Origin of the sequence: Synechococcus sp. BL107 (genome assembly GCF_000153805.1) — a bacterium.
Lineage (GTDB): Bacteria > Cyanobacteriota > Cyanobacteriia > PCC-6307 > Cyanobiaceae > Parasynechococcus.
In genome coordinates, this window is the sequence record NZ_DS022298.1 from 332,829 (window position 1) to 348,573 (window position 15,745).

At 55.8% G+C, this 15,745-nt stretch carries 20 protein-coding genes and 1 tRNA gene; 10 read left to right on the forward strand and 11 right to left on the reverse strand.

What is annotated here, in order from left to right; genetic code table 11:
• Window positions 1-55: 55 nt before the first annotated feature.
• The 3 genes from BL107_RS12820 to cbiD are packed head-to-tail and all read right to left on the reverse strand — an operon-like array spanning window position 56 to window position 3,461.
• Complete coding sequence (locus BL107_RS12820) at window positions 56-733, reverse strand: sulfotransferase (protein ID WP_369791561.1); 678 nt, start codon at window positions 731-733, stop codon at window positions 56-58.
• Window positions 730-2,316, reverse strand: a complete 1,587-nt coding sequence (gene guaA / locus BL107_RS01605) for a glutamine-hydrolyzing GMP synthase (RefSeq protein WP_009788512.1) — start codon at window positions 2,314-2,316, stop codon at window positions 730-732. Before guaA ends, BL107_RS12820 begins: the two co-directional genes overlap by 4 nt.
• 32 nt (window positions 2,317-2,348) lie before the next feature.
• A complete protein-coding gene (gene cbiD / locus BL107_RS01610; RefSeq protein WP_037987881.1) occupies window positions 2,349-3,461 on the reverse strand; it encodes a cobalt-precorrin-5B (C(1))-methyltransferase CbiD in 1,113 nt (370 codons plus the stop codon).
• A gap of 50 nt (window positions 3,462-3,511) precedes the next feature.
• Between cbiD and BL107_RS01615 the strand changes: the two genes are divergently transcribed.
• Both BL107_RS01615 and BL107_RS01620 read left to right on the forward strand, forming a co-directional pair.
• A complete protein-coding gene (locus BL107_RS01615) occupies window positions 3,512-4,660 on the forward strand; it encodes an alanine--glyoxylate aminotransferase family protein (RefSeq protein ID WP_009788514.1) in 1,149 nt (382 codons plus the stop codon).
• Window positions 4,661-4,697: 37 nt separating this feature from the next.
• Window positions 4,698-4,769: transfer RNA gene (locus tag BL107_RS01620), tRNA-Gly, on the forward strand.
• An 18-nt stretch (window positions 4,770-4,787) separates the two neighbouring features.
• On the opposite strand, the gene BL107_RS13025 is transcribed toward BL107_RS01620, so the two are convergent.
• The 3 genes from BL107_RS13025 to BL107_RS01630 all read right to left on the reverse strand — a co-directional run bounded on the left by BL107_RS13025 (window position 4,788) and on the right by BL107_RS01630 (window position 5,680).
• The gene (locus tag BL107_RS13025) at window positions 4,788-4,985 is read right to left on the reverse strand and encodes a hypothetical protein (protein WP_009788515.1); all 198 of its coding nucleotides are present in this window, start codon (window positions 4,983-4,985) and stop codon (window positions 4,788-4,790) included.
• Between the two features lie 129 nt (window positions 4,986-5,114).
• The gene (locus tag BL107_RS12825) at window positions 5,115-5,345 is read right to left on the reverse strand and encodes a hypothetical protein (RefSeq protein ID WP_198002314.1); all 231 of its coding nucleotides are present in this window, start codon (window positions 5,343-5,345) and stop codon (window positions 5,115-5,117) included.
• Between the two features lie 38 nt (window positions 5,346-5,383).
• Window positions 5,384-5,680: a hypothetical protein gene (locus tag BL107_RS01630; RefSeq protein WP_037987884.1), complete on the reverse strand. Its 297-nt coding sequence runs from the start codon at window positions 5,678-5,680 to the stop codon at window positions 5,384-5,386.
• 81 nt (window positions 5,681-5,761) lie between these two features.
• Here BL107_RS01630 and BL107_RS01635 point away from each other — a divergent pair, with 81 nt between their 5' ends.
• From BL107_RS01635 to BL107_RS13030, 3 genes are read left to right on the forward strand one after another with little or no spacing between them, the layout of a single operon-like run.
• Window positions 5,762-6,277, forward strand: coding sequence for an AbrB family transcriptional regulator (locus tag BL107_RS01635; RefSeq protein WP_009788518.1), 516 nt, complete (start codon window positions 5,762-5,764; stop codon window positions 6,275-6,277).
• A 58-nt stretch (window positions 6,278-6,335) separates the two neighbouring features.
• Window positions 6,336-6,749: a DUF6554 family protein gene (locus BL107_RS01640; RefSeq protein WP_009788519.1), complete on the forward strand. Its 414-nt coding sequence runs from the start codon at window positions 6,336-6,338 to the stop codon at window positions 6,747-6,749.
• Entirely contained in the window at window positions 6,679-7,134 is a 456-nt protein-coding gene (locus tag BL107_RS13030; protein WP_232192712.1) for a tetratricopeptide repeat protein, read from the forward strand. Before BL107_RS01640 ends, BL107_RS13030 begins: the two co-directional genes overlap by 71 nt.
• Here BL107_RS13030 and BL107_RS01645 read toward each other — a convergent pair.
• Complete coding sequence (locus BL107_RS01645; protein WP_050749859.1) at window positions 7,089-8,639, reverse strand: DEAD/DEAH box helicase; 1,551 nt, start codon at window positions 8,637-8,639, stop codon at window positions 7,089-7,091. The two genes, BL107_RS13030 and BL107_RS01645, sit on opposite strands and share 46 nt — an antisense overlap.
• A gap of 212 nt (window positions 8,640-8,851) precedes the next feature.
• Here BL107_RS01645 and BL107_RS01650 point away from each other — a divergent pair, with 212 nt between their 5' ends.
• Entirely contained in the window at window positions 8,852-9,262 is a 411-nt protein-coding gene (locus BL107_RS01650; protein WP_037987886.1) for an HNH endonuclease, read from the forward strand.
• Between the two features lie 4 nt (window positions 9,263-9,266).
• On the opposite strand, the gene BL107_RS12830 is transcribed toward BL107_RS01650, so the two are convergent.
• On the reverse strand, window positions 9,267-9,434 hold the full coding sequence (locus BL107_RS12830; RefSeq protein ID WP_198002315.1) for a hypothetical protein: 168 nt from the start codon (window positions 9,432-9,434) through the stop codon (window positions 9,267-9,269).
• A gap of 32 nt (window positions 9,435-9,466) precedes the next feature.
• Between BL107_RS12830 and BL107_RS01660 the strand changes: the two genes are divergently transcribed.
• Both BL107_RS01660 and pdxA read left to right on the forward strand, forming a co-directional pair.
• Window positions 9,467-10,390 carry an SDR family oxidoreductase gene (locus tag BL107_RS01660; protein WP_037987888.1) on the forward strand — a complete coding sequence of 308 codons (924 nt, stop codon included), beginning with the start codon at window positions 9,467-9,469 and terminating at the stop codon, window positions 10,388-10,390.
• Window positions 10,391-10,460: 70 nt separating this feature from the next.
• A complete protein-coding gene (gene pdxA, locus BL107_RS01665; RefSeq protein WP_009788523.1) occupies window positions 10,461-11,477 on the forward strand; it encodes a 4-hydroxythreonine-4-phosphate dehydrogenase PdxA in 1,017 nt (338 codons plus the stop codon).
• 2 nt (window positions 11,478-11,479) lie between these two features.
• On the opposite strand, the gene accB is transcribed toward pdxA, so the two are convergent.
• Both accB and efp read right to left on the reverse strand, forming a co-directional pair.
• Window positions 11,480-11,956: an acetyl-CoA carboxylase biotin carboxyl carrier protein gene (gene accB, locus BL107_RS01670; protein ID WP_009788524.1), complete on the reverse strand. Its 477-nt coding sequence runs from the start codon at window positions 11,954-11,956 to the stop codon at window positions 11,480-11,482.
• The gene (gene efp, locus BL107_RS01675; protein WP_009788525.1) at window positions 11,956-12,516 is read right to left on the reverse strand and encodes an elongation factor P; all 561 of its coding nucleotides are present in this window, start codon (window positions 12,514-12,516) and stop codon (window positions 11,956-11,958) included. The genes accB and efp overlap by 1 nt, the downstream gene beginning before the upstream one ends.
• A gap of 65 nt (window positions 12,517-12,581) precedes the next feature.
• Between efp and BL107_RS01680 the strand changes: the two genes are divergently transcribed.
• Window positions 12,582-13,658, forward strand: coding sequence for a peptidylprolyl isomerase (locus BL107_RS01680; protein ID WP_009788526.1), 1,077 nt, complete (start codon window positions 12,582-12,584; stop codon window positions 13,656-13,658).
• Window positions 13,655-14,650: a thiamine-phosphate kinase gene (gene thiL / locus BL107_RS01685; protein ID WP_009788527.1), complete on the forward strand. Its 996-nt coding sequence runs from the start codon at window positions 13,655-13,657 to the stop codon at window positions 14,648-14,650. Before BL107_RS01680 ends, thiL begins: the two co-directional genes overlap by 4 nt.
• Window positions 14,651-14,706: 56 nt before the next feature.
• Here the strand turns inward: thiL and gap are convergent, their stop codons facing one another.
• Window positions 14,707-15,732 carry a type I glyceraldehyde-3-phosphate dehydrogenase gene (gene gap / locus BL107_RS01690; protein WP_009788528.1) on the reverse strand — a complete coding sequence of 342 codons (1,026 nt, stop codon included), beginning with the start codon at window positions 15,730-15,732 and terminating at the stop codon, window positions 14,707-14,709.
• Window positions 15,733-15,745: the final 13 nt, after the last annotated feature.

Consider the following 15,745-nt stretch of genomic DNA (forward strand, 5'->3'; position numbering starts at 1 on the left):
GCCAAGGCCGGTGGCCCAAGGTATCGGTGATCGGCGATGGTCGCCAGCACCTCACTCATGGGTTTTCGGTGGGCGCTGGACGAGCTCCAGAGTGGGGCAGTGCCGTTCCGCGAATGCGATAGCCGCGTCGACGTAAAAAACGGCAAAGCGCGGCTTGCTCTTGAGCGACCGTTATGTCGAACGCAAAAAAATTGTTGCGCCGAGCGAAATAACTGCGCAGATCAGCGTCATGCCGCTGCCAGGCTTCGTGCCAATGAAGACGCAGGTCGTCCATCGTGAGGCTTGAATCCTCAAATGCCCGCTGCATTCGCTTTAGATAAGTGCGAGCATATTTACCGTTGCGGTGGTTCATTCGGGAATCAACCCAACGGTGCACATCACGCGTGTTGTAGATAAAACAAGACCCGGGATATTGCAGATCCAAAAGAGGAAAAAGTCGATAGGCATAAAACTCACCACAAAGCTCCATGTCTGTGTAACCACAGTATTGGTCGACACCATCAAGAAGTGGACGTGAAAAAATAAAATTCGCCTGAATGCGCTTCGCTAAACGACCTTTGTCGTAGTGGATCGAGCTATATCCATTCTTATTGAGAAGCTTATTAAAGGATCGTGTTCCACATTTATTGTGGCCAATCAGAAAAATGCGTCGAGATTCATCAGCCTGAATTGAATTACTTTGCTGACGCAAAGTTCGCCAAACATTTGAAGGCCAAGCCAAGGGGGACATCATTCCCACTCAATGGTGCCGGGGGGCTTGCTGGTGATGTCCATCACCACACGATTCACCCCTTTCACCTCGTTGACGATTCGATTCGAAATCGTCTCCATCAGGTCGTAAGGGAGACGCGACCAATCTGCTGTCATGCCATCTTCACTGGACACACAACGCAGCACGATCGGCCAGGCATAGGTGCGCTGGTCACCCATCACCCCGACAGAACGAACTGGCAATAAAACTGCGAAGGCCTGCCAAATCTCGTGATACAAACCAGCATCACGAATCTCTTCACGAACAATCAGATCAGCATCACGGAGGCAGTTGAGCTTTTCATCCGTCACTTCTCCAAGGATGCGAATCGCCAACCCAGGCCCAGGGAAGGGATGACGCCTCACAATCTCCTCTGGCAACCCCAAATTCCGACCCACTTTGCGCACTTCGTCTTTAAATAACTTGCGCAGTGGTTCGACTAACTTAAATCGCAAATCTTTTGGCAAGCCACCAACATTGTGGTGGCTTTTAATCTTCACCGCCACACGCTCACCCGTTTTGGGATCAACGTTGGTGCCCGCACTTTCAATCACATCCGGGTAGAGCGTGCCCTGAGCTAAATAATCAAATGGTCCGAGACGCTTGCTCTCCTCCTCAAAAACCCGAATAAACTCCGTGCCAATGATTTTGCGTTTATCTTCTGGATCAGTAATCCCCTTTAGTTTGTCTATAAACCGCTTACGCGCATTGATATATTCCACATTAATATTGAATTTTTGATCAAAAAATTCCATCAAAAATTCGGGCTCTCCTTTTCGCATAAAGCCCTGATCAATGAACATGCAAGTGAGCTGATCACCGATCGCTTTTTTCAATAAAAAAGCCAGGGTTGAGGAATCAACACCTCCAGATAGAGCCAGCAAAACCCGTTTTTGTCCCACCTGTTCGCGCACTAAGGCCACCGCTTCATCAATGAAGGCATTGGTGGTCCAATCCTGTTCACAGGCACAAATGTGATTCACAAAATTGCGAATCAACGCCATCCCACAGGTGGAATGCACCACCTCTGGATGGAATTGCACTCCATACAACTTGCGCTCAAGGTTCGCGACCGCGGCTTCAGGCGTATTCGCCGTATGGGCCAAACGAACGAAACCCTCCGGCAAGGCCTTCACCGAGTCGCCATGGCTCATCCACATCGTTGAGCCACTCTCAACTTTGTTGAGAAGGTCGGTGGGATCATCCACCACCAGGGGAGCCTTGCCGTATTCCGCCTTACCGGTCGCCGCCTCAACAGCACCTCCGAGCTGCTGAACCATCAGCTGCATGCCGTAACACACCCCCAGCACCGGGATACCGAGATCCCAAATCGCAGGATCACAAACCGGGGCATGCTCCGCGTAGACCGAGCTGGGACCACCGCTCAGGATGATTCCCTTCGGCGCCATCCGACGCAGCTCATCGGCTGTTGTGCTGTATCCGATCACAACCGAAAACACTTCGGTTTCGCGAACACGACGGGCGATCAGTTCCGAATATTGAGAACCAAAATCGAGGATGACGATGGCCGGCTGACGCTGACCGTCGGACGAGGGCTGGGACATCGATCCAAGAAGGTGTCGCGCTGCGACAAGCGTCAATCCATCAGCGTAAAGAAGCGCTCTCCCGCCACTGGTCCTCGCCAACGCAAATGGCGGCTGCGATCAAACAAAACGGCACCAATTCGCATCGACCAATTTCCATAGCGGGCCACATAAGCCTGACTCCGTTCCTCCACGGCCAGGGCCAGCTTCTGCCACAACTGCTCTGCCACAACTGGATTGAGCGCCTCCAATTCGTTGAAGGCCTGATCCACCGATGGGGCCTGGCGAAGCAAACGCAACTGCTCGAGCGACAGTCCTGCGTCCAGGCCAAGAGCTGTGAGCACCTCCAAGCGTCCGTCAGCGAGGTGATGGTGTGTGTGAAAAATCCCACCAGCCAATTTGATTAATTTGCCGTGATAACCCAACAACAGCAGGTTTTGGACTCCTGCTTCTGCCGCTGCCACGAGAACCGGGCCAAGCCAATTCCCCACCTTCAGCAAGGGCGCCAATTGGGCTTGACGCGCCAGATCCAAACCATTTTCCCCAATCACCAACACGAGATCGCCCTGGAATTTTTGATCGCCCGTGAGCTGGGTCAAATCCAACAACACCTGCTTCAACTGATCTGGCGCTGCACTGCGCTGCACCTCCGCTTGGGTCCCAATTAAGGCCAGCCCATCCACCACCCCAAATGCCGCATTGCTGGTTCGCAAAGCAAGCTCTCGACCCCTTGGAAGTACAACCTCAACGGTGAGGCCATGATCCAAAGGCAGGAGATTCCGCTCAAGAAGATCGCGGGCATAAGCCGAAACACAAAGATCACCATCCGTTCCCTTCCTCCCGACACCGGCTCCCGCTAACAGCATGAGCCCCGCCTGCTTGTCAGGTCTCCAAGACACACGAACCCAAATTTCCAAATCACGGGTGAGGTCCAAACCTGGGCCCGGATCGCAACGGCTAATCGCCAGGGCCTGATCACCACCATCTAGCCGTGCCGCTGAAATCACAGGCACCAGAACGGGGTTGGTGCGGTCAGGCAAGCGGACCGACACCTGATTTGCGAAGGGTTGACCGAGCAGGGCATGCAGCGATGCCTTCGCTGCTGCCACGACCCAGACCGGCAGGGTCAGCCCTGAACTGACTGAATCTGGAGAGGCGGTGTCGATGACGGATGCGGTGCTCTTTTCTAGAGTCGCGGATCGGCATTCCCCACGCCATGCAGGACAAGCTCACCTTGATGATTCCGGGACCAACCCCGGTTCCCGAAACGGTGCTGAAGGCGATGGGACGTCATCCCATTGGTCACCGCAGCGGTGAGTTCCAAGCCATCGTGCGGCGCACGACTGAGCAATTGAAATGGCTGCACCAAACCAGCAGCGATGTGCTTGTGATTACGGGCAGTGGCACGGCAGCCATGGAAGCCGGAATGATCAATACCCTCAGCCGTGGAGACAAAGTTCTTTGCGGAGACAACGGCAAGTTCGGAGAGCGTTGGGTGAAAGTGGCTCGCGCCTACGGACTTGAAGTGAACGTGGTGACAGCGGAATGGGGACAGCCGCTGGACCCCGAAGCCTTCCGTACTGCACTAGAGGCCGATACCGAAAAGCAAATCAAGGCCGTCGTCCTCACCCACTCGGAAACATCCACGGGCGTCATCAACGACCTTGAGACGATTGCTCGTTACGTCAAGGCTCACGGGACAGCCCTGACGATCGCAGATTGCGTCACAAGCCTTGGCGCGTCCAATGTGCCCATGGATGCTTGGGGGCTGGATGTGGTGGCCTCTGGTTCCCAGAAGGGATACATGCTTCCGCCGGGTCTCAGTTTTGTAGCGATGAGTGATCGCGCCTGGGCGGCTTACGCAACGTCAGACCTTCCCAAGTTTTACCTCGATCTCGGCCCCTACCGAAAAACGGCTGCAAAAGACAGCAACCCATTCACGCCAGCGGTGAACCTTTACTTCGGGCTTGAAGCAGCGCTCGACATGATGCAAAAAGAAGGGCTTGAGGCAATTTTTGCGCGCCATGAGCGCCATCGTGCAGCGGCCCAAGCAGGCATGGAAGCGATCGGGCTACCTCTGTTTGCTGCCACGGGTCATGGCAGTCCTGCTATTACCGCCGTGGCTCCTGAGGGATTGGACGCAGAGCTTCTGCGCAAAACAGTGAAAGAGAAATTCGACATCCTTTTAGCCGGGGGGCAAGATCACCTCAAAGGCAAAGTGTTTCGCATCGGGCACTTGGGATATGTTTGCGATCGAGATGTATTGACGGCCGTGTCCGCCATTGAAGCCACATTGCATTCATTAGGACTGCACAAAGGCACGATGGGTGCAGGAGTTGCAGCGACATCTGCAGCGCTGGGCTGATCAAAAAGCCAATGGGTGAGTGCAATCTCGCCTATATGCGGGTGTAATTCAGTGGTAGAATGTCAGCTTCCCAAGCTGGACGTCGCCGGTTCGAATCCGGTCACCCGCTTTGTAAATTGCCGAGATATTAAGAGCGAGGTTTGATAATTTGCATCACCTGCGGGCCAACAGCTCCAGCACGACGCTCATGGCTCAGTGCTTTGAGAATAAACGAACCAGCATCTGAAGTTTGCCCTGCTTCCGCACATAGCCGAGCTCGCTCGAACAGGTCGCGAGCAGCTAATTCATGATCTTGACGCTTATCAGAAGCGCTCTCAGATCGCACCAGAGTGAGAGGCAAAAGAAATTGATTTATATACTCGAATCATACTACCGGAGAGACAATTTAACGCCAACGTATTTTTGAAAGTATGTTCGAAATGATCAACAGTAAAATTTTTCTAAGCAATATTCACTAGGTACCAGGCTCTTCCGCATTGCCACCTAGATCCGCGATGCGGTCCTGCAAGACACGGCAGCGCGATTGGTCACCTTTGGCTTCGGCATGGGCCAAGGCGAATTCCAATTTCTCCAATTGGTGCCCCCCCTCAAGAAAACCCGACTTGGACCAGATGGTCATTCCGTGCAAGGTCTGGGATGGCTTGAGCGAATTACAAGCATGGGAGGCGGGAATGGTGGACGCCATAGTTGCCTTTCTTTTTATTTTGGCACCCGCTGCTACCCCTATGCGGCCTCGCAGTGCAGGTGCTCGTCGTTTTGATCGTGCGATGTCGCATCGAAACCGCTGAGATCAGTGCTCTCCAAGAGCTCTCGGGTTTCGCGCAACAGGGTTTCGATGCCATCCAATGTGGCCAATTCCTCGTCGGGCACATTGTTTCCATCCTTGAGCTGCTGGCGCAGTTGGAGCTCCATCACCTCCTGCCGCTGCTCAATCTTCACCAGGCGCTGGGATAAAGCCGTGATCGTTTGCGCCAAATCTTCAGCGGTACGGGTGATCCGGAAAGACACAGATGACGTCATCAATCAAACAATCACTGCACAAATGACAACACAAGAGCCGTGCTGCCTCAAGATCAAACTGATATGGCTGCATAAATCTCGATGTCACCTCTGGCAACGCTGATGCTCTACTTGTTGGCCGGAACCAGTCTCGGGCTACTGGCTCTCCTGAGTGGAATTCCGGCAGCACCCCTCGCTGGTGCACTGCTTGGAGCCGGGATCGTGAGTATGAGCGGTCAGTTGGATCAAGCGGCATGGCCAACAGGGACACGCACGATTCTCGAAATCGGGATCGGCACGGTGATTGGAACAGGATTGACCCGGGCCTCTCTCGAACAATTGCAGGTCCTTTGGAGACCGGCATTGCTGATCACGGTCACCCTTGTACTGACGGGCATCGTGATTGGCCTGTGGAGCAGTCGCTTGCTTGGGATCGACCCGGTTGTGGCCCTACTCGGGGCTGCACCGGGAGGGATTAGCGGCATGAGCTTAGTGGGGGCTGAATTCGGAGTCGGCGCAGCTGTCGCCGCCTTGCATGCGGTCCGCTTGATCACCGTTCTGCTGGTGCTTCCCCTGGTAGTGCGATTGGTTCTCCCCTCAAGCCTTGGACAACCCTGACCAAGACTCGACAGTGCGCTTGTAATCGATACGTTGGGTCCATCTGATTCCGAGACCCATGCCCCGCTTCGGTCCTCAGCTAGCCCTCACCACCGTTGCTCTAATCGGTGCCCTCATTGGAGGCACCCAACCGGTCCAGGCGGGCAAATCATCAGATGAGAAAGGGGCCAAGATTTACTGCTTTATGCGCTCGAGTGGCAACGACCACAACGTGAGTTGGAATGCGGCGTATGCCGTGATTAAGCGCCAAGGCGGACAACTTTTTAAAACGTCGCCGGAACACGCCTCTGTGATGATCACAGAAGCCGTGGTTCAAGACCCCGGAAATTTCCCCGATTGCGGCCGCTACCTCGGTGATCTGTTCGGAGGTTCCCCCAACAAAGCAGCCACAACAACATCCCTTGGAACAAGCACCACCGGCACAACCAATTCTGAGTCCAACAGCGTGGACGACGAGCGCTACAGCTATTAGCCCCCCACGGGTCGCTGCACTCGCCCTATCGACTCTCCTCGTTTGTTTAACGGGATGTCAGTCCCAAAAAACACCGACCCAAAAGACAGGGCCTATCTCCACTGAGACAAGCTGCTTAAAGCAGTACCAAGTCTCTGAACCCAATCGTGCGCTTCAGGCCTGCGATGACGCCATTGCTGCAAACCCTGATCAACCCGAGCTCCTGCGAGATCGGGCCTTCATCTACACCCTGAAGGGCCAGTATCAGAAAGCCTGTACGGATGTAGCCGCAGGCTTAAAGCTGATTCGTGAGTCAAAAGCTCCGGTTGACCCGATGCTGACCCATGAGTTGGACGTGCGTCAGGCCACCTGCAAACACGCTCGGACCATCGCCGGCAACGACTGACGCTCCAAGCTTTGACGACGGGGTCCCAGCAGCACTTCGATGCGTTCGGCCTTGCTCGCCAACAAACCATCCACCAACTGATCCGCGGGACCCAGTTGCAACCAATGGCACGTGAGCCCGTCACCCATCCCAAGGCGATGGCAGCGATCTTCGGCCTGCTCGAGATCACCAGGAGTCCAGGGCCTCTCCAAAAGCACAACATGTCGAGCACGATGCAGCGTGAAACCAAGGGATCCAGTGCCATACGTTGCCAACAAGCAATTACTTTTTCCCTGCTGAAAACGATCCACCGATTGCTGACGTTCAAGAGGACGCTGTCTTCCGGTCATCAGCTCCCCACCAATCCGTTGATGCAACAACTGAAGCGGTGCAATAAACGCGCTGAACAGCACAACAGCGTGCCCCTGCTGATGCAGCTGGTACAACAACTGTTCGGCAGCAGACAGCTTGAATTCCGCAGCGATTTGACGCATCGCCGTTAACACCGCCAACGGCTCAGCATCAGAACGCACCTCACCGAGTTGGGCCCGACGGCGGTAGTCCTCCACCACCAAGTCCACTCGATGGTCAAAGCCGATGGACGTGTCGTCTGGCAAGACAATTGGGTGAAGCTGACGCTGCTTTGGCGGGAGATCCACCACCTGTCGCTTGCGGCGATGAAGGATTAGTGGACGCGTTAATCGACGCAACTCCTCCAACTGACTCACGCCGGCGGCCTCCCAGCGCTTCCCCGCCTTGCCTTCCCGCCAGTGGCCCTGGCAATAGCGCTCCTCAAATATCCGCTGATCGCGGGCGATGGGGTGATCGATCGCCGCTAATAGAGGAAAAAGCTGCGATGGACGACCATTTTTCATTGGTGTCCCGGTGAGCATCCAGATCGCCCGCAAACGCGGGTGCCGCGCCAAACGGAGCAAACCCGCCGTGCGTTGAGCTTTCATCGACTGGGCGTAATGGGCCTCATCAACAACAAGCAACGTGCCCGCAGCAGGCAGTGCATCGGGTAACCGCGCCCAACTCACCAATTGCAGCGAAAGGCCAACGGCATCCGCCTCTCGCCGCCAATGGGGGTGGAGTCCCACCGGAGCAACCACCAAAACACGCACCTCAGCGCAGCGCACCATCGCCCGCGCCGCCAACAGTGCGGTGAGGGTTTTTCCAAGGCCCATTTCATCGGCCAAAACCGCCCCACGACGCGCCAAGAGCCAGCGGGCACCAGAGCGTTGATGCAACAGCGGCGTGCGACCATCCGGGAGGTTCTGCTTCAAATCAGCCGCAGCCACAAGCTGCCGATGCTGAGGCAGCGGAGGAAGAGGCAGACGAGACCAAGCCAGCCATTCCTCTAAAGCGGCCGTGACTGCGAAACGGCGACCAAACTGCTGCTGGAGAACCCCAGCCGCGGCCAGGGGGAATTCCCAACCACGCGCCGGCCCATTCCAACGGCCACGGGGGCGAATCTGACGGAGTTGCGCTTGCGTGACCGCATCGAAGGGGCTCACCACCCGAATCAGACCAGCAGGCGACAGATCAAGACAGCATCGAGACGTGATCAATGTGGTGATCGACGCCTTCACAGACAACCACCTTAATGACTTTGAGGACGACAGTGGTGATTGGCATCAATTTTTACATCAACGGGATCATATTTACGAAAATGCAGCGCTCGACACATTGACGAGACTGGCAGTTCAGGCAAAATGAACTCAACCGAGAGATTCGGATGCACAACAGAGATGCAGTCTTTCTAGATGAACTCTGTCCTAAATTGCGCGTTCGAAGATGGCGACAATCACTCCATACTCATACTGGTAAAAGTTGTATTTATTGCGGCAAACCTTCTGAATCAATTGATCATCTTGTTCCGCGGGCCAAAGGTGGGCTCAGCGTGACCGAAAACTGTGTGCCTGCTTGCCTCTCTTGCAACGGACAAAAATCAGATTCAGATGTTTTCGAGTGGTATCGGCAGCAGCGCTTCTACGACCCCCGTCGCGCAATGGCCATTCGCGCTTGGATCGACGGTGACATTCGCCTTGCCCTTCGCCTCCTGCAATGGGCTCAGCCCGATCAGACTCACGCACCAGAGATGAACGCACCGAAGACCGACCCATCCATTGGGTTTCAAGCTGCTTAACGCACTACCAAACCCGGCAAACATCAAAGGAATGGTGCCGCTGACAAATTGTGGCCTGGGCTCGAGGATCTTCAGGAGCCAACAGAAAGGCAACACCGAACACGAGTGCGGCGAAGATGGTTCGTGTGAGCACACCACCAATCTTTGAGGAACGCAGAGATGAGTCCGTCATGCGATCAAAACTAAACTAATACAGGTGTACTGATGCTCTCAGCGCTTGTCAAGCGATGTCGTCCTCTACCAGCGCATGCACGACTACTGGTGCTTGGAGGTGGTTACAGCGGTCGTTGTATTGCACAACTCGCCCGACAGTTGGGCACACCAGTGCTGTGTACCCGTCGCGTTGCAGGACAACCCGATGCCGACCTGATCTTCGACAGCAGCAACAGCCGACGGCCTGATCCCAGCGCGCTTCAAGGCATCACCCACCTACTCAGCACCATTCCTCCTCAACAACAGGGGGGCGATCCCGTGATCTCCACCCTGCTGCCACTGCTGAAGACGCTTCCACTGGAATGGGCGGGCTACCTCTCAACAACCGGCGTCTACGGCAATCGCAACGGCGGATGGGTGCAGGAAAACGATCCACCAGACCCGGGCTTAGATCGAAGTCGCCGTCGGCTGCAGTGCGAACAGGCTTGGTTGAACTCGGGCCTACCGGTACAAATTTTGCGGTTACCTGGGATCTATGGACCTGGACGCTCTGTGCTCGATTCCCTCAGGCAAGGCAAAGCACGGTTGATCAACAAACCTGGCCAAGTGTTTTGCCGCATTCACGTCGAAGACATTGCTGGCGCCTGTTGGCATTTGATCGATCACTCCAACTCCACTCCAAACGATCGACCATCCATCGTGAACGTGGTGGATGACGAACCCACGGCACCCGCTGATCTCGTTCGCCACGGAGCATCTCTCCTCGGCTGCGCACTCCCCAAGGAAGAGCACTACGACGAGATTTGCAGCGAAATGAGTCCGATGGGACGATCCTTTTGGAGTGAGAACCGCCGCGTGAGCAACCACCTCCTCTGCCGTGATTTGAACTATTCGCTCCTCTATCCAACCTTTCGAGAGGGTTTGCAGGACTGCCTAGAACAAGACAGATTGCATTTCAGTTCTCCAGACCCCTAAGGCTCGCCAATCAACAACTGATTCAACCCCCACGAGCAACAACCCCAGCAGCAGAAAGCGCAGCACAGCCATGGGTTTTCCTGATCTCATCAACCCTAAACAAACGATCGTGATCGCCCTTGGCGATCCCGCAGGCATTGGGATGGAAGTGGTGCTAAAGGCTCTTGGCTCGAATGCTTTACCTCACACCATCGAACCCATCCTGGTGGGTTGTCGCAGCAGCTTGGATGCGGTCTATCAGCGGTTACGGAGCACTACATCAGCGCCCCTGGCTGATCCAGCGCAACTCACCATCGATGATCAGCCGCTGCAAAAAGCTGTTCTATCCGGGGCCCCAAGCATCGAAGGAGGAGCCGCAGGTTTCCGCTGGCTCACCAGAGCGGTGACGCTGTTGCAGCACAGCCAGGCACGCGCCCTCGTAACAGCACCCATTGCCAAGCATCTCTGGCATGCGGCTGGGCATCGCTATCCAGGCCAAACAGAACGCTTGGCTGAACTCGCTGGCAGTGACCACTCATCCATGCTGTTTACAGCGATGTCGCCCTACAGCACATGGCGGCTGAACACCTTGTTGGCCACCACCCATATCCCTCTCGGAGCGGTTGCTCGAACGCTCACGCCAGAGCTAGTCCGTCACAAGCTGAACGTGCTCTTGGACTTCTGTCGACGATTCAATCCGCATCCTCACCTTGTGGTCTCAGGACTCAATCCCCATGCGGGAGAAGCCGGACAATTGGGCACAGAGGAAATGACCTGGCTCACACCATTAATCGAAAGTTGGCGAGTCCAACATCCCGAGATACGTCTGGATGGCCCCCTTCCCCCAGATACGTGTTGGCTTAGCGCAGCACAAGCTTGGAATCAGCCAAATCAGTCAGGACCCGATGGGTTTCTTGCCCTGTATCACGACCAAGGGCTCATCCCGGTGAAGTTGATGGCCTTCGATGCTGCCGTGAACACCACCTTGGAATTGCCCTTTTTGAGAACATCACCCGATCACGGCACGGGGTTTGACATCGCGACCAAGGGAATCGCACGACCGGACAGCATGATCGCCGCCATTCAGGCCGCTTGGGAGCTGAGCTGAGCTCAGGCTGGTTTAACGCGCATCAGCACCTGGCCAAATTCCACAGGGGTACCGTTGTCTACCAAAATTTCAACCACTTCTCCGGCCACTTCGGATTCGAGCTCATTCATCAACTTCATCGCCTCAAGAATGCAGACGGCCTGGCCGACGTTGATACGAGTGCCTACCTCCACAAAGGACGGTTCCCCTGGGGCAGGAGCTCGGTAAAACGTACCCACCATTGGTGCTGTGATCTCAAGGAGATCACTTCGGGTCGATGTTGCAGCAGGCGGAGGCGGTGAGGCTGAGTCGAGCGGCTTCGCAGGAGCCGCAGCCGCCACAGGAGCCGGCATGACCGGAGCCATGACAGTCTGACCTGGAAGATTGCGGCGAATCTCGAGTCGGAAGTCGTCTCCTTCCAGCCGAAATTCCTGGATGTCGCTCTCACCCAGCGCTTCAAGCAAGCGGTGCAGTTGTTCGTGATCCAGCTGCATAGCCATCAGTTTTCACGTCCTAGGTACGAGTCGTTGCGAGTGTCCACCTTGATCTTTTCGCCAATCGAAAGGAACAAAGGCACCATCACTTGCGCTCCGGTTTCCAGAATGGCGGGTTTTGTGCCACCTGTCGCGGTATCGCCTTTCACTCCTGGATCTGTTTCCTTGATCTCCAGAACCACGGAATTGGGGAGCTCCACCTCAAGCGGAGTGTCGTTCCAAGAGACGACGTTGACTTCCATCCCTTCTTTGAGGTATTTGCGGCTATCCCCGATTTGAGCAGCGGTTAGCCGTGTTTCCTCATAGGACGACATGTCCATGAAGACATAGTCGTCACCTTCCATGTAGGTGTGCTGAAGGGATGACTTCTCCAACAACGCCTGGGGAAGCATTTCGCCAGCACGAAATGTTTTCTCAACAACGCTTCCGTTCTTCACCGACTTGAGCTTGGTGCGAACAAACGCAGACCCCTTGCCGGGCTTGACGTGAAGGAACTCGACCACGCGCCAAACGGCCCCATCGATCTCGATCGAAGTGCCAGTGCGGAAGTCGTTGCTGGAGATCATTCCAACGGAACGGTTCCGGCGATCATACGGCTGTGCCAAAGTCGCGTCAGCACTGGGGTTCCCCCTTGACCCATCAGCGTTTCAAGGCCGTTCTGGTCGCCCTAATCAGCGTTGCGCTGTTCAACCTCGCAGCCCCTGCCTGGGCTGGGCTGCCTCAGGGCAATGCCGTCAAGGATCCAACGGCGATCCTTCGCGATGCGCTGCCCTTCGATCAAGACGACATTCGTCAACTGCAACATCGACTTGAACTCACCAGCGACGACCTACGTGCAAAACGCTGGAGTGCCCTGGGAAAGACGGTGTCGCGCAGTCAGGCCCTTCTCAAAACAAGACGCAACACGATTCTTGATGCTGTTCCAGAGCCACTCCGTGACCAAGCCACTGCGCTGCTGAGCGACGTGGATGCGGGATTGGAACAAATGGCTGCTCAGGTGAAGGCCGTCGACAAGCCAGCATTCATTGTTGATCGGCGCACCACGCTGACTCGCATTGGTGACGTAGAGCGCCTGCTCGTTCAGGACGGGTTCGAACGACCCATTCCCGCCGAATTCGATGCACTCCCCCGTTTACAGGGAAGGGCCGTTGTCAACATCAGCACCACCAAAGGGGACCTCACCACCGTTGTGGATGGTTACAACGCACCACTCACATCCGGTGCATTTATCGACCTTGCTCTGAAGGGCTTCTATGACGGCTTGCCCTTCAACAGAGCCGAGGATTTCTACGTTCTGCAAACCGGCGACCCGGTGGGTCCAGAGATCGGATACATCGATCCATCAACGAAGCAGGAACGGCACGTACCTCTCGAAATTCGAGTTCCTGGAGAAGCCGACACCCTTTACAACGAAACGTTTGAAGACGTGGGCATGTTCAAAGCCACACCAACCCTCCCCTTTGCCACCCTGGGGACCCTGGGCTGGGCCCACTCAGCCAACGAACTCGACGACGGCTCCTCCCAATTCTTCATGTTTCTCTATGAGGCTGAGCTCACACCGGCCGGCCTCAACTTGGTTGATGGACGCAACACTGCCTTTGGCTACGTTGTTGATGGCTTTGATGTGCTCGAAGAACTTGGTGTCGACGACGCAATCAAAACAGTGACCGTCGTCGATGGAGCCAATCAGCTCAAAGCCCACGCATGAAAGAGACCCTGGGCGAGCTTGGGGAGTCGGAGCTGTTGCGGCGGCTCTCTCTCTTTGCTCCTCCAGGCCAACTCAACGACGACAGTGCGGCTCTGGAGTCGGATCCTCGGCCCATTGTGGTGAATACCGATGTGCTGGTGGACGGGATCCATTTCAGTGACGTCAGCACCAAACCGAGCGATGTGGGCTGGCGAGCGGTAGCTGCCAACCTCTCCGACCTCGCCGCCAGTGGGGCGATCAGCGTGGATGGGATCACCGTGGCTCTCGTTGCACCTGGTGACACCCCCTGGAGCTGGGTGGAAGGCGTTTACACAGGCCTCAGAGCAGCCCTCGATGCCTATGGAGGTGTGATTCTTGGTGGGGATTGCTCAAAAGGCAGCCAGCGCTTGCTGTCGATCACTGCACTCGGGCGTCTGGGGCCGCTTCGCTTGCAACGGGGTGAAGCAAGACCAGGGGACCTCCTGGTGACCAGTGGGCCCCATGGACTCAGTCGACTGGGGTTAGCGATCCTTCAGAACGACCAAGCACTCCATGGGATCGCCCTTTCCGACGCTTTGCGAACGGCAGCGATCAATCAGCATCAGAGACCCATCCCACGTCTCGCCGCCCTTCAGGACCTCCTGACCTGCAAACCAGAGTCATTGCCGTGGCGAGCTGGGGGAACCGATAGCAGCGATGGATTACTGGCAGCCATTCAAGGGCTATGCAGCAGCAGTGGGTGCGGTGCAGTCCTCGATGAACAGCTCTTACCGCGCTCCACCGACTGGCCAAGCGGAGAATTCTGGGATCGCTGGTGCCTCGCAGGCGGCGAAGATTTCGAACTCGTCTTGAGCTTGCCGCAAGCCTGGGCACAACGCTGGTTCGACCGTCAACCGCAGAGCCGCCAGATCGGTTGGATCACAGCTGAAAAGAACATGATCTGCTGGCAGCAGAGTCGCCAACGGATCGACATCGAAGGATTCGACCATTTCACGACAACGCCAACCCTTTAAACCATCAAAAAAACCCTCCCCGAAGGAAGGGTTGATTGTGTGAACGAAACGCTGGATTACTTCCAGTTTTTGGCGACCACTTCAGCCAAATCAACAACACGTTGGCTATAGCCCCACTCGTTGTCGTACCAAGCCAAGATTTTCACAGCCTTGTCGCCCATGGCGTAGGTGAGGTCGGCATCAAAAATGGTGGACTCGTTGGTACCGGCGTAGTCGGTAGAGACCAAGGGCAGATCGCTGTACTTGATGATCCCCTTCATCCCATTTTCGGCAGCCTCCTTCATCACGGCCTGCACTTGCTCAACAGTTGCTCCCTTTGATGTTCCAAAAGTGAGGTCAACGGCCGACACGTTTGGAGTGGGGACACGCATGGCAAAACCGGTGAGCTTGCCCTTCACTTCGGGATAAACCAGGGCCACAGCCTTGGCAGCACCAGTCGTGGTGGGAACCATATTCAAGGCAGCAGCCCGGGCACGACGAAGGTCGCGGTGGCTGTTGTCGAGAATTCGCTGGTCACCGGTGTAGCTGTGAATGGTGGTCATCAGACCCCACTCCATGCCGAAGTTTTGATCCAAAACTTTGACGATTGGCGCCAGGCAGTTGGTGGTGCAGCTGGCGTTGCTGAGGATGTTCCAATCCTCGTGGCGGTACTGGTCGTCGTTGACGCCCACCACAAAGGTGCCGACACCAGCGCCCTTACCAGGTGCGGTGAGGATCACTTTTTTGGCACCAGCCTGGATGTGCATGCTGGCTTTTTCGTCGGTGTTGAAGACACCGGTGGATTCGATCACCAGATCAACGCCCCAATCCTTCCAAGGGCAATTGAGGGGATTGCGATCGGCGAAGAATTTGATCTCTTTGCCGTTGATGATCATCGTGTCATCAGTGGTTTGGATGTCGACAGACGGATCCAAGCGCCCCAGAATGGAGTCGTAGGTGAGCAGGTGGGCACTGGTTTTGGGATCTGATGTGGAGTTCATCCCCACAATTTCCAAACCGGTATCTGCCCCTCGGCTGATCCAACCCCGCAAAACATTGCGACCAATCCGGCCGAATCCATTGATCGCAACGCGCAGGGTCATAGAAAAAGCGGTA